General features: G+C 70.7%; 10 protein-coding genes and 1 pseudogene. 7 read left to right on the forward strand and 4 right to left on the reverse strand.

All coding sequences use genetic code 11. The features are described from left to right. Nucleotides 1–6 precede the first annotated feature (6 nt). Nucleotides 7–483, forward strand: a pseudogene (locus ABFY07_RS43360) (IS3 family transposase); the annotation flags it as partial. 85 nt (nt 484–568) lie between these two features. Further along, nucleotides 569–829: an integrase core domain-containing protein gene (locus ABFY07_RS41730; protein WP_428837108.1), complete on the forward strand. Its 261-nt coding sequence runs from the start codon at nt 569–571 to the stop codon at nt 827–829. Between the two features lie 96 nt (nt 830–925). On the opposite strand, the gene ABFY07_RS41735 is transcribed toward ABFY07_RS41730, so the two are convergent. Genes ABFY07_RS41735 through ABFY07_RS41745 form a run of 3 tightly spaced genes read right to left on the reverse strand, consistent with a single transcriptional unit; the run spans nt 926 to nt 2,480 of the window. Beyond that, the gene (locus tag ABFY07_RS41735; RefSeq protein ID WP_346179466.1) at nt 926–1,783 is read right to left on the reverse strand and encodes a DUF3592 domain-containing protein; all 858 of its coding nucleotides are present in this window, start codon (nt 1,781–1,783) and stop codon (nt 926–928) included. 8 nt (nt 1,784–1,791) lie between these two features. After that, the gene (locus ABFY07_RS41740) at nt 1,792–2,058 is read right to left on the reverse strand and encodes a hypothetical protein (protein WP_346179467.1); all 267 of its coding nucleotides are present in this window, start codon (nt 2,056–2,058) and stop codon (nt 1,792–1,794) included. Further along, nucleotides 2,055–2,480, reverse strand: coding sequence for a hypothetical protein (locus tag ABFY07_RS41745; RefSeq protein WP_346179468.1), 426 nt, complete (start codon nt 2,478–2,480; stop codon nt 2,055–2,057). Before ABFY07_RS41745 ends, ABFY07_RS41740 begins: the two co-directional genes overlap by 4 nt. A gap of 387 nt (nt 2,481–2,867) precedes the next feature. Between ABFY07_RS41745 and ABFY07_RS41750 the strand changes: the two genes are divergently transcribed. The 4 genes from ABFY07_RS41750 to ABFY07_RS41765 are packed head-to-tail and all read left to right on the forward strand — an operon-like array spanning nt 2,868 to nt 8,373. Further along, nucleotides 2,868–4,238, forward strand: a complete 1,371-nt coding sequence (locus tag ABFY07_RS41750) for a hypothetical protein (RefSeq protein ID WP_346179469.1) — start codon at nt 2,868–2,870, stop codon at nt 4,236–4,238. Beyond that, the gene (locus ABFY07_RS41755; RefSeq protein WP_346179470.1) at nt 4,238–5,470 is read left to right on the forward strand and encodes a hypothetical protein; all 1,233 of its coding nucleotides are present in this window, start codon (nt 4,238–4,240) and stop codon (nt 5,468–5,470) included. Before ABFY07_RS41750 ends, ABFY07_RS41755 begins: the two co-directional genes overlap by 1 nt. A 3-nt stretch (nt 5,471–5,473) precedes the next feature. Next, on the forward strand, nt 5,474–7,126 hold the full coding sequence (locus ABFY07_RS41760; protein ID WP_346179471.1) for a tetratricopeptide repeat protein: 1,653 nt from the start codon (nt 5,474–5,476) through the stop codon (nt 7,124–7,126). Between the two features lie 11 nt (nt 7,127–7,137). Further along, entirely contained in the window at nt 7,138–8,373 is a 1,236-nt protein-coding gene (locus tag ABFY07_RS41765) for a CHAT domain-containing protein (RefSeq protein ID WP_346179472.1), read from the forward strand. A gap of 998 nt (nt 8,374–9,371) precedes the next feature. Here the strand turns inward: ABFY07_RS41765 and ABFY07_RS41775 are convergent. Beyond that, entirely contained in the window at nt 9,372–12,203 is a 2,832-nt protein-coding gene (locus tag ABFY07_RS41775; RefSeq protein WP_346179473.1) for a SpoIIE family protein phosphatase, read from the reverse strand. A 313-nt stretch (nt 12,204–12,516) separates the two neighbouring features. Between ABFY07_RS41775 and ABFY07_RS41780 the strand changes: the two genes are divergently transcribed. Further along, a complete protein-coding gene (locus tag ABFY07_RS41780; RefSeq protein WP_346179474.1) occupies nt 12,517–12,669 on the forward strand; it encodes a hypothetical protein in 153 nt (50 codons plus the stop codon). Nucleotides 12,670–12,792: the final 123 nt, after the last annotated feature.

Below are 12,792 nucleotides of genomic sequence, written 5' to 3' on the forward strand. Positions count from 1 at the left end.
CTGGGGCTGTCAGAGTCGGCGTACTACGCGCGCAAGAAGCGGCCGAAGTCGGCCCGCCGGCTGCGCGACGAGCAGCTCATGCCGCTGATCGAACAGGTCCACGCCGAGTCCGGCGGCACCTACGGCGCGCGGCGGATCACCCGCGCCTTGCGGCGCAAAGGCGTCACCGTAGCCCGCTGCACCGTCGAGCGGCTGATGCGCGAGCTCGGCCTGGAGGGCGTCATCCGCGGGCAGCGGCGCCGCACCACGGTGCCCGAGCCGACCGCCCCGCGTCCGCCGGACCTGGTGGAGCGCGACTTCACGGCCGCCCGGCCGAACCAGCTGTGGGTGGCCGACCTGACCTATGTGCGGACCTGGTCGGGCTGGGTGTATGTGGCGTTCGTGCTGGACGTGTACTCGCGGATGATCGTCGGCTGGCAGGTCGCCAACCACATGCGCACCGACCTGCCGCTGGACGCCCTGGAAATGGCGTTGTGGAGACGGAAGATCAAGAAGGACTCCGGTCGTTCATCGCAGCGACCGCGGGTCGCAATATGTATCCATTCGGTATACCGAGAGGCTGTCCGAGATCGGGGCTTCGGCCTCGGTCGGCTCGGTCGCGGACAGCTACGACAACGCCATGGCCGAGGCCCTCAACGGCACCTTCAAGGCCGAGCTGATCGAGATGCAGGGCCCATGGACCGGCTTCGACCAGGTCGAACGCGCCGTCTTCCAGTGGGTCACTTGGTACAACGAGGAACGGCTCCACTCCGCCCTCGACTACGTACCACCCGCCGAGTACGAACGCGAATGGTGGCGACAACAGGAAGCCACCCCGCAGTCCGCCTGAAACCAGACCACCGGACTCTACGAAACGCGGGACATCTCACTCGAGAACTGCCGTTACCGCCTGCGATGAGGAACGCTCAACCTTCACGGCGAGAGGTCACAACAGCATGGCCGCGCCGGTCACGACCGCCGCTATTCCGGTGAGCAGCAGGATGATGATGAAGCCGATGCTCTCCTTGCCGGAGCGGTGGTCGGCTGCGAGGTCGGGCGTGAAGACAGACGGGTCGGCGGGGGCATAGTGGATGGTGAGGTCGCGGTCGAGGGACAGGCCCGGGTCGGCGATGCCGTCGAGGCACAGGGCGGTGACGTGGGTGCCCTCGTGGGTGGTGAAGGCGACGACGGGAGCGTGGCTGACCATGTCGTCGCCCTCCGCGTCGGTGTAGACGTCCTTGGTGACGGCCACGACACGCGCCGGGACGGCGAGGGCCGAGGCCAGCAGGGTGTCGCGGGCGCGCGCCAGGCGGATGTCGGGGCTGATCGCCGCGATGGCGGTCAGCAGGCTGCCGAAGCCGAGCAGCGCCCACGGGTAGCCCCAGGCAACGGTCGCATGGATCACCAGCCCTACGAGCAGCAGGAAGACCGCGCAGTTCGGGCCGCTCCGTCCGCTCTTCTCGCCCACGGTGTCCATCACGATGCGGAACCGGTGCGGCTGCCCGGGCGGGTAGCGGACCTCAAGCTCCCGGCCCACCCAGGCTTCGCGGACCGCGTCACCGTGCTTGCCCGCGTTCGGCAGGGTGAACTCCTGCCCGGTGGCCGGGTCCTGGAAAGCGACCGTCACCGGTATCCCGAGCCTCTTGGAGTCGCCGTGGGCCGGCTGCTCCACCCGCACGATCCGCGCCGTCACCCATACCGCCCGCTGGGCCCGGGTCAGCCCGGCGAGGGAGAGCCCGTACCCGAGCAGCGCCAGCCCTGCGGGCACCACCCACCACAGAGCCAGTACTTCATGACCGCGCATCCGAATCCCTATCTGTCAGGCCGGCTTCGCGCCAGCCGGTCCGCGAGGGCCCGTAGGCCGCCGAGCCGGTGCGGGTCATAGCCAAAGGAGTGGCGTCCGCCCTGCCCCAGGACGATCGTCAGCCAGGGGTGTCGGCCGTGGCTGAACTCCAGCTGGGGTTTCCGCCAGATGTGGTAGCGGTGGGTGTCGGTGAGGCCGAACACCTCCAGCACCCGGCCGTCGAAGGTGAGCAGCACGGAGTCGGTGGCGGGCGCTTCGTGTAACGGTGTCGTCACGGCGTCACGCCGTCCCCGGCGTAGAGGTAGCCGCCGGGCCGTGCAGGGTCGGAGAGCAGCAACACCTCGTCGCCAGCGTGGGGGATCCGCAGTTTGGAGACGATGCTTTGGAGGGCTATCCGCTCGGTCGTTCCGGACGGCTGGAGGACCAGGTCGACGACCGGGTCGAAGTTGACCAGTTTGCCGGTGTCGCTGATCGATACCACGACGGCGGATATGGTCGGTGCTCCCATGGCGAGCAACTGCTGGACGACGCGGCCGGAGCTGTAGGCGCCGATCGACTGCTGCACCCTGGCGAAGTCCTCGGCACCGAGGAACGCGCGCGTGACGCGGCCGTAGAAACCCTTGCCGCCGGCCACCTTGCCGGCGATCTCGGCGGCCCGCTCTTCGCGGCTCTTGCGGCGCTTCCTGAAGATTCCCATATCGGTTGTCCCTTCTATTGATGTCCGGCGCGATTCAGGTGCGGGGTTTGGCGGGCAGCCGGGGACGACCTCGTTCCCGGCTGCCCGGCAGGGACGAGACGGTGACGAGCGGCCGGCCCTGGAGACAGCCGATCAGACGGGCGGGGAAGAGCCGTTGGACGGCTACCTCGTACGCCTCGTACGACGATCCGCCGGGGCGGCTGACGAGGAGCGGGACCGGCGGCTCGGGGCTGCCGTCGGCGATCCGTCCGGTCGGACGGACGGAGGCGATTGGCCATGGATCCCCTCCGCGCCGTCGGCCCTGCCTGACGGTGTGGACGGTAGGCGGCCGGGTGCGCCTACCGATCCCAGGTTTCCGCCCGTTCCCGGACGACGTAACCTCGTGGCATGCCCCCCTTGAGCCAGCCGACCGGCGAGCGCCGCCCACGCGCCATGGTCATCGACAGAGCCTGGCGCAGCCTTGGGCCGGGGCTGGAATCACTGAGCGGCCCCGGTGGCGCGCCGTTGACCCGGACGGTCAAGCTGATCGTGCTGCCACTGATCGTCAGGCCGGCGCTGCATCCGGAACTCGCGGCCGATTTCCTCGCATCGCGGGAGGCCGCGCGCATCGACGCGCTGATCCGGGAGTCGGGTGCGCGTCTTGAGGCGACGGCACAGTGGTTCACGCTGCTCAAGAAGACTCGCCGGGCTCTGGGCATCGTGGCGGGCAACCCCCAGGATCTCTACTTCCAGCGCTGCTTCGAGCTGGCCGCCGAACACGGAGCGCCCTCGGCCGGTGCGGACGCGGTGGCCAGGGTCGTACTTGCGGACATCGCGGGCGCGGCCGGCGAACGCACGGTGGAGGCGTTGAAGGACCACCTGGCGGACGCCGCCCGGCGCTCCCGGCTCGACGGGGAACTGGCCACCGCGTGGGAGAACCGCCGGCAGGCCCCGGCCGCAGACGCGGCCGCGGCAGCCGCGTTGGCGGCCGAGGTCCTGGAAGCCTGTGGCGCGCCGGGTCCGGCGAGGAATTCCCCGGAATACACGTCCATGGTCAAGGACGGATACGGAAGCCTGCTCGGCCAGGCCCTGTGGGCCGGCGCGAGCGGTGTCTGGGGGCGCGACGATCTGCCGACGCATCTGGGGCTGACCGCGCGGCAGGTGCCGCCGCGTCCGGAGGTCGGCCGGGGCGCCTCGACCGCCACGCTTTCTGCGCCGCTCGACCGCACGCTCTTCGAGCGGCTCTTCGTCGTGCTGCAATCGTCGGCCCGGCGCGAGGAACTGCCGACGGTGCCGGAGCTTGTCCGGCGGGAGGTCGACCGCAGTTGCGCTCCGCTCGGCCTGTACGACGAGAGCCTGCGCGTCGCCGCAGTCCTCGGCGGCCGGCTCGCGGTCGGACTCGACCCGCTGGGCAGCGGTGTCTCCGTGTCGGGGCGGACAGCGGCGCATCGCGCCGTCAACAGCCGCTGGCAACGGGAGGCTTCGGCACTTCGCGCCCGCAGAATGACGGTTTCTCCCCGCCCCGACCCGGACGGCGGCGTGCTGGACGCACTCGCCCAGGACCTCCGCACCCCATGGGCCGCCTACATGCGGCGGCTCTGGGTGCGGCTGCACGGGCGGGATGTCCGCGAGGCACCGTTTGACGACATCGCGTCGGTCTGGGCAGTGCTCGAGGGGGTTGCCCGCTCAGTGATGATGGACCACCGCGCCAGGGTCCGGTCGGCACTTCGCACACTGTCGACGACCGCCGAGGATGCGGCCGAGCCGAGGAGCGCGTGATGACGGAGGCCGATGTGGACGTCCATGTGACTCAGGACGGCACGATCCGGGTCGCCGCCGGCCCCCTCGGCCCCGCCTTCACCCAGGCCGTTCTCGACGTCGCAGGCGCGGTTCTGGCCTGGCCCGTCCTCGGCGATCCGAGCTTGCCGGTGGCGGAGGTCCATGACGCGGGGCGGGCGCAGCAGTGGCTGTGGGCGGTCTACGGCGAGCGCACCGCTGCCGCCGTGCATGCCTGCGCGGCGGGGGAGTCGGCCGGCGTACGGGTGAGGGCGGCCATGACCGCTCTCGCGGGCAGCGTCGCCCGGCTCGGCTTCGGGCACTGGGCGTTCCGGTGGTGGCCGGCGTCGCACATGGACGGGATCCCGGCGCTCCAACCGGACGTGCTCGGCCTGGAGCTGGCCGCGCTCACCCACCGGTGCCAGCAGTTGTTCGACGACTTCGGTGATCAACCCGATGACTGCGTGGCCGAACTGATCGAGGAGCATCAGGCGGCGCTCGACCCGCTGATCCACTGGTGGCGCGCGGCATCGCAGCCGGCGGATACCGTGCGCCACTTGGAGAGCGTTCTGCGGCTGATCGACGAAGCGGCGGACAGCGCCGGGCTGGACGGGCAGGCTCTGCGTCGCCTCAGGTCGTCCCTGGATCAGCGCCGTCCGGTTGGCACGCCGGTCGACCTCGGCGCGCTGTTCGCACGGCACGGCGACTACGCCCTCGCGGCAGGCGATCCGATCGTCGTGGGCGGCCGGGTGATTGCGCGGGGCTCGGGGACCAACGACTGGCGCCGCTACCCACCCGGCTTCGTCGACGCGGCCGAGAACGCGGTGTCCTGGACCGCTCGTGCGCTTGGCGCGCGACGGCAGATCGAGGTCGAGGTCGTCGCGGACGTCGCGGCCCCCGCCGCCGGTGTGCCCCTCGTCGCGGAGGTCCGCGTGGACGGTGGCCAGGCGAACCGCGTGTCCCTCGCCCGGCGGGACGACATGTGGACCGGCCGGGCGGACCTGGACGTACCGGCTGAGGCGATCCCGCCGCGTATCGAGGTCGGTGTCCTGCTGCCCGGCTTCGACCCGGGCCCCGGCGCCTTGGACGAAGTCCAAGGCCGCGCCGACCGCGACGCGATCCGTGACGTGGCCCGGCGGCGGCTGGCGGCCGTGGCACAGCCACTGCCGCATGATGCGTTCGCGGGGCCGTTCCTTGCCGAGATCGCCGCCACTTCCACCGGCGAGGATTTCTAGCGGATGCCGGACGAGGAGGCGGTGGTTCCGCTGTACGGAGAGCCGTTCGACAGCGGCCTCGCTCTGGCCGAGCGCCATCAGCTGGCCCCGGATCCTGCCGCCGCGCGCACCGTCTACGAGGAGTTGCTCACCGCGGCCGAATCCATCGAGGACTCTCCCGACGTGCGATTCCTGCGGGCGCACCTGCTGTCCAACATCGGGACGGTCCAGCTCACCGCAACGGACCTGGCCGGGGCGGCAGCCGTCCTCGAGCGGGCCCTCGGCCTGCTGCGCGGCATCGAGTCCGTGCCGATGGGACCGCTCGGCCGGCAACTGTGGCTGGAAGTCCTGCTGAAGACGCTGCTCGGCAAGGCCGACCTGCTGCGCAGGACCGGGCGTCTGGACGAGTCGCTGGCATGTCTCGACGAGGCGGCGGCCCGGCTGCCTGAGTTCGACGATCCCGAGGGCATGCGCACCGCCGAAGTCGACCTGAACCGGGTGCATCTGCTGATGGAGCGGGGAGAGTGGGGCGCGGCCGAAGAACATGCCTCGGCGATGCTGCCCACCACGCCCGCGACCGTTGCGCCGACCGCGCCGCGGCTGCTGACCAGCCTCGGGCTCATCTGCGCCTCGACCGGGCGGTTCGACCTCGCCGAGGACTACTTCGCCCGCGCGGAGGACGGCTTCCGGGCTGCGGGCGATATCGGTGAACAGCAGCAGTTGATCGCACACCGGGCATACGCCGCGATGCGCCGGGGTGACCTCGACCGCGCGGAGCGGCTGTACGACGAGGCGTCCGCTGTCTTCGAACGACAGCGGCAGTTCGGCGACCTGGCGGTCTGCGAACAGGCCCGTGCCTTTCTCGCCGGCCTGCGCGGCGAGGCCACCGGCGCGGACGACCTGATGACATCGAGCCTGGCCCGTTTCGAGCGGCTCGGTGCCGAGATCGCCGCCGCCGACACCGTGCTGCTCGCCGCCCAACAGGCTTACCGCCGTGGCGACATCACCGGGATGAAGCGCCTGGCCCAAAGGGCGCGGGATGTGTACCAGGCGCGGGGGGTGTACGAGCGGTGCGCACAGGTGGACCTGATGCTCGCGGAGACCCTTGAGGACAACCTGAACCGGACGGACCACGGAGACCACGAGAAGGCGTCCGTCAGTACCGCGCTCTCCCTCGCTCTGCCCGCCGCACTGGCCCTGGAGACGGCGCGCTACGACTTCGTCACCGCCCACGCGCGCAGCCAGTGGCTGGAACTCGCGGATGACGCCATGCGACTGGTCTTCCGCCTCGCCGTACGCCGTCAGGATCAGGGACTGCTCTTCGAACTGGTGGAACACCGCTGCGCGGGTGCCTCACTGGCGCTGAACCGTACGCCCTCGTCGGCGCGGCGTGCCCTGTCCTCGGCGGCCTCCGGGTCCTCCGAGGACGCGGCGACGGTCTTCCCGAGTGCCGCCATGAAGGCGTACGGGCACATCGGCGGCCCGATGGTGCTCGGGGGTGTGGCGGCGGAGGCCGCCGCCTCCGTCGGCCTGCGCGTCGCGCCGCCGCCCAAGGTGCGGATGTCGCCGGAATCCGGCCGCACCGCGCTGCAGGAGTACATCGCGGCGGCCGAATTCCGCTATCACCGACGGATCGTGAGCGAGGAAGAGGTGCCGTTCTGGTCGCCGACGACCTGACAATCCGCCCGGTGGTCCAGGTCCGGCTGGCCGACGCCGGCGACCTGTTCATGACCTGGACGTGGACGAGCGGGGCCCGGGGGTTCGGCACCGGGCACGCGCCCAGTGACGAGGTCGACCAGGCGGTCCGTGCGCTGACCGCCGCGCTGCCGGGCGCGGGCGAGGGGATGCGGCGCGCGTTCGACTCGGGAGCGATGGCCGATCACCGGAGCGAGCACCGCCTCGCGCGCGTACTGGCCGAGGCACTGTGGCCGGTGGGGCTGACAGCACAGATACGCCACGTGTCGGCGGACGGCGCCCGCCCGCTGATCCGGATCCAGCCGTCGCCCCGGGTCGCCCAGGTCCCCTGGGAACTGCTCGCCGTCGACGACGACGTCCGGATCATCGAACTCGCGGACGTCGTGACCACCACGCCGGTGTCGTTGCGTCCGCAAGGTCCCGCCGCGCGTCCGGCGCCGGACGCCGACGCGGACGCCGTCGTTCTCATCCTCGACCCCCGGGTGCCCGGATTCCGGGCCGACTCCCCGCTCGGTTCGGTTCTGGGACCGCCCGGCTCGGACCCGGAGCTGCTGTCGCTCGTCCAGAGCCGTCTCGACGCAGGGGCCGTCGAGCCGCCCCTCGCCACCCCGACGGAGGCATTCCGCCGCACCGACCTGGACCGGGACTGGCTGAGTGACGTGCTGCGCAAGGGGCCGCGCAGGCTGATGTACGTCGGGCACGTGAGCGGTGCGCCGGTCGAGGGCGGGCAGAGCGAGGACATAACTCTCCATCTGTGCTGCGGTCCACGGACCGTCGGCTTGGCCGAAATGGTCCGCACCCATCGGCCGCTGTCGGCCAAGGACCTCCTTCTGGGCACTCTCCCCCTGCGGGCGGACGGGGCGCCGGGGGCACGGATCTGGCCCGCGCCGCCGCGCGTTGCACTGATCGCCTGCGAGAGCGGCGGCGATCTGCGGTTCGCCGAGTCGTTCGGCCTGGCGACGGCGATGATCCATAACGGTGCGGAGCTGGTCACCGCTACCCGCTGGGCGCTGCCGACCAGCTTCGCGTTCCATCGGCTGGCCGGCCTGGCCGACTCCGTACGCCCGCTGTCGGAGGCGATCACCGCCGTCGACGCCGCCCATGAGCACCGCGACCCCGTCCACCGGCTCGGCGTCTGGCAGCGGGAGCAGCTGGACCGCTGGCGCACCGGCAACCGGATCGAGCACTCGCCCCTGTTGTGGGCGGCCATGACCTGCATCGTCAGGTGACCGGCGTGCAGGTCCCGCGGCGGGCACGGGTCCAGCAAGACCACCGGGGCGGTGAGCACGGTGAGGGGGTGCGTCGGCGGGAGGGCAAAAACCTACCTGAAGGTTGTCTTTATTGCCGTACGGTGGCTGACCTGGGGCTTTGCGATCGCCCATGTATGGGCGTGATCAGTGATCGTGGGTCTGCGACTGCTCTACCTGATCTTCTGCCGACTGCTGGGCTGCCTCCTCCTGCTGGGCCGGTCGGCCGCTGTGAACAACGCCGAGATCCTCGTGCTTCGTCATGAGGTCGCTGTGCTTCGCCGGCAGGTCGAGCGGCCGCGGCTTTCATGGGCTGATCGTGCCGTGCTCTCCGCTCTCGCACGGCATCTGCCACCTGTGCTACGTCGCCATCGGCTTGTGACTCCGGGCACGCGCTGGCCTGGCACCGTCGTCTGGTGCGCTGGAAGTGGCGCCATGGCGCCCGGTGAGGCGGGCCGCCGCCGCGCCGGGCCCCTCGCCGTCGCCGGCCGCCGGAGGGCCGGTCATGCGGCGCGTCGTTCCGCGGGCCGTGCCAGGCGAACCGCCCGCCGTGTCTTCGATGGTGGTCGGCACGTTCTCGATTCCTTCCGGGCCGACGCGGTACAGCCAGCGCCCTGGTTGGGCCGGGATTTCCGAACCACGCATGAAACCCAGTTCCCGGCCGATCACCTCGACATTCCCCCGACGACTCTGCCGCTCACGGGCTACCGGTTCCGCCGTCCATGTCCGGACGGGTACTGAGGGAAGCCGGCCTTCGCGGTCACGGAGACGCGTCAGCGCTTGCGAAGGACCGACGAGTCGTCGCGGAGCGCGATGCCTCAGATGTCACCACGGCATCCTTTCAGCATTTCGCCGACCGACAGTACTTCCTCTCGGCCGACAGGCACCGTAGCTGAGCCGGAAAGCGACCCCACGCTGTCTTCTCGGCGCGCGAAATCGTCTGGCCGGCCACACCCGGACCCCCTGTCAGCCGGGCGGGCTCATGCCGCCGGAGCATCGCCTCCAGCGCCGAGCAGCGACTGCTCGGTCCAGATGCACTTGCCGGTCGCCGTGTAGCGGGTGCCCCACCGGTGGGAGAGCGCGGCGATGAGTTGCAGGCCCCGGCCGCTCTCGTCTGTTTCCAGGGCACGGCGGATCCGGGGTGTGGTCAGGCTGCCGTCGGAGACTTCGCAGACCAGACAGTCGGTGCGGAGCAGCCGCAGCCGCACTGGGCCCTTCGCGTGGCGTACGACATTCCCCACCAGCTCGCTGGCCAGCAGTTCCGTGGTCGTCGCCAAGTCCTCCAGGCTCCAGGTGGAGAGCTGCTCCCGGACGTACGCCCGGGCCAGACCCGCCGCCTTCGGGTCTTCGGGGAGCGGCCAGGAGACGACCTCGTCGGGGGCAAGGGCGTGCAGGCGGCCGACCAGGAGCGCCGCGTCGTCATCGGTTGGGTGTTCCGCGGGGAGCAGACCGGTGGTGAGGTTGTCGCAGAGCCGCTCCAGGTCCGTGTCCTGGGCGGTGTCACGGGCCGTCCGCAGCATCTGCGCGAGCTGGGCCATGCCGTCGTCGATGTTACGGGCGGCCGACTCCACCAGCCCGTCGCTGAACAGGACCAAGAGGCTGCCGTCGGGTATCGTCAGCTCGACCGTCCCGAACGGGGGGTCGGCCACACCCAGTGGCGGGTTGGAGGGCAGCCCGGGGAAGAGCACCGTGCCGTCGGGGTGCATCACCGCCGGTGGCGGATGTCCCGCGCACGCGAAGGAGCAGACCCGGGTAGCCGGGTCGTAGAGGGCGTACAAGCAGGTGGCGTACGAGTCCTCCCCCAAGGAACCGACGACCTCGTTGAGGTGCCCGAGGATCTCCTCAGGGGGCAGTTCCAGGTCGGCGAGTGTCTGGACCGCGGTGCGCAGCTGTCCCATGGTGGCCGCCTCGGACAGGCCGTGTCCCATCACATCGCCGATGACGAGCGCGACCTGACCGGCCGAAAGCGGAATCATGTCATACCAGTCCCCGCCCACTTCGATGCTCTGCCCGGCCGGCAGGTACCGAGCCGCAGCGGTGCACGCGGGCAGCGAGGGCAGCTCCCGTGGGAGCAGCCCGCGCTGCAGTTCCTGGGCACGGTTGTGCTCGGCATCGTAGAGCCGGGCCCGTTCCAGGGCCTGCGAGACCAGGCCGCTGATCGCGTTGAGGAGAATGCGCTCCTCAGCGGTCAGCCGACGCGTGTGGTCGAAGCTGATCACGCAGACACCGTACGGGCGCCCGGACGTGGTCAGGGGCAGGAAGGCCCAGGACCGCTTGCCGACCTCGTGGGGCCTGCTGGCCAGCTCCGGGTAGCGTGCCGCGTATTCCTCGGGGGATGAGATGAACAGCGGCGTGCCGGAGAGCAGTGTCTCCATGACCGGCGTCTGTTCCGAGAGGGGTAGCATTTCCAGCTGGTCGAGGATTGGCCGGCGGTATCCGACGGCTCCAACGGTGTGCGCCCGGTCGCCCGCGACGGCCTGCACGAGCAGTCCGGTGGCGCCGAACGGCCTCAGCACCCGCCGGGCGACCGCGTCCACCACATCCCGGGACGTGACTGCCTTGGCCAGCGCCGCGGTCAGCTCTGTGATCCGGGCGGCCCGCTCGGCGGCGGCTCGCTCGGCAGCCTGGTCTTCGGCCTCGCGCTGCCGGCTCTCGGTCACGTCGGTGAAATAGCAGGTGGTGCCCTCGGGGAGCGGGACGACCCGCAGGTGGAAACAGCGATCGGTGCCGCTTGTCCAGACGTCGAAGCCCGTGGGCACGGACGCCTCCGCGGCCTTCTGATAACGGTCCTTGAGGCCGGGCATCTGCTGTACGGCAGGCAGCTCCCACAGGACCCGGCCGATCAGCTCCTCCTCGGGGGAGCCCAGGATGCGCTCCGCCTCCAGGTTGACGAAGGCGATCCGCCAGTCATCGCTCACCGAGAGAAAGCCGTCACTCATGTGGCGCAGGGTGCGGCTCAGCGCGTCCCGGGTGGAGCTGGCCGCGCTGCTGTCCCACCACATGCCGACCACCCGGGCCGGCTCGCCCTCGTCATCGAGCACGATTGCGGCGCGGGCATGCGTCCAGCCATACGTGCCGTCCCGGCGCAGAATCCGGTACTCGGCGTCGTACACACCCCGCTCACGGATCGCCCTGCGGGCCTCGGCCAACGTCCCCGGCAGGTCGTCGGGGTGGACGATCTGCACCCAGCTCTCGATATGGGGCACGAAGTCTTCCGGGTCCAAGCCGGAAATGGCCATGGCCGCCTCGTCGAAGAACATCTCGCCGGTGCGGATGTTCCATTCCCACGAGCCGACCTGGGCCTCCTCCAATGCCTGCCAGAGGTGGCTGCTGCGCTGTCCATGCTGGGACGGCTGGGCGAGCGGCGGCGCCTGACTCATCCGCTTCCCGGCCCACACCGCCACAGCCTCCAGGAAGTCCCACTGCTCCCCAGTCGGCTCTGACTTCGCACCCATCAGGACGGTGAGCGCGCCGATTACGCGGTCGCCGGCGAAAATCGGCACAGCCGCCAAGCCGGCACCTGGACAGAAGTCTGCGAGGGACTCACCGGGCGCGCACACCGCACTGCCCGTCCGGACCGCGCGGGCCGGGGCCGTGGTGTCTTGTACGTCGAGCAACTCCCAGGGCCGGATGAGAGCCTGCGGCAGCCCCGCCACCGACACCAGGATCAGGGCGGAATCCGGGATAAAATGATGCGTCATTCCACCGAGACCGCTCAGCTCCGCCACAGCTTGTTGCAGGCCCAGACGCAGTGCTTCACTCTCAGTGACGTCGTCGCCCACGGTGGTGAGCAGACGCAGCCGTCCGTCCATAGCACAACCCTACGGCGTTGCAGCCCCCTAAATGCTACCGAATAGGCAGTTTCCGGAATGTACCGGTGCGGTGTCGGCCGGGCTTCGGACGTCAGCCTCCAAGGCCCACCGGAGCCGCCGGGCGCTCCGGGCGGTGGTCGGCCGCGGCCGGCCCGGTCAGTGTCGTCAGCAGGGCTCGGGCCCCCGCGTCGTTCTGCCGGAAGGCGGGTGCGTTGGTACGGGGCCGGGCGAAGGCGGCGAGGGCACGGCTGTTGGTGGGGGTGCCGAGCGTGATACGTCGGGGGTGGGGACAGCCGACGCCAGGGTCGGCGACGTGGCCGCTGTCCGGCGTGACGGTGAGGCGGCCGGAGCGGTGGGTGTGCGCGGTGTCGGCGATGACCTCCTCGGAGAGCGCGCCGCCGTGGCGCAGGTGGCGGAGCAGCGGGTCCGTGGTGCGGTCGAGGTCCGGGCCCGGCAGGTACGCTGAGATGTCCCGCGTTTCGTAGAGTCCTGTGATCTTGTTTCAGGCGGACTGCGGGGTGGCTTCCTGTTGTCGCCACCATTCGCGTTCGTACTCGGCGGGTGGTACGTAGTCGAGGGCGGAGTGGAG

This window comes from Streptomyces sparsogenes subsp. cuspidosporus, from assembly GCF_039532705.1.
Lineage (GTDB): Bacteria > Actinomycetota > Actinomycetes > Streptomycetales > Streptomycetaceae > Streptomyces > Streptomyces sparsogenes.

Excerpts from the sequence above, each read along its gene's own strand:
- ABFY07_RS41735 (WP_346179466.1), bottom strand. The coding sequence starts at position 1,783 with ATGCGCGGTCATGAAGTACTGGCTCTGTGGTGGGTGGTGCCCGCAGGG.
- ABFY07_RS41745 (WP_346179468.1), bottom strand. The coding sequence starts at position 2,480 with ATGGGAATCTTCAGGAAGCGCCGCAAGAGCCGCGAAGAGCGGGCCGCC.
- ABFY07_RS41750 (WP_346179469.1), top strand. The coding sequence starts at position 2,868 with ATGCCCCCCTTGAGCCAGCCGACCGGCGAGCGCCGCCCACGCGCCATG.
- ABFY07_RS41755 (WP_346179470.1), top strand. The coding sequence starts at position 4,238 with ATGACGGAGGCCGATGTGGACGTCCATGTGACTCAGGACGGCACGATC.
- ABFY07_RS41760 (WP_346179471.1), top strand. The coding sequence starts at position 5,474 with ATGCCGGACGAGGAGGCGGTGGTTCCGCTGTACGGAGAGCCGTTCGAC.
- ABFY07_RS41775 (WP_346179473.1), bottom strand. The coding sequence starts at position 12,203 with ATGGACGGACGGCTGCGTCTGCTCACCACCGTGGGCGACGACGTCACT.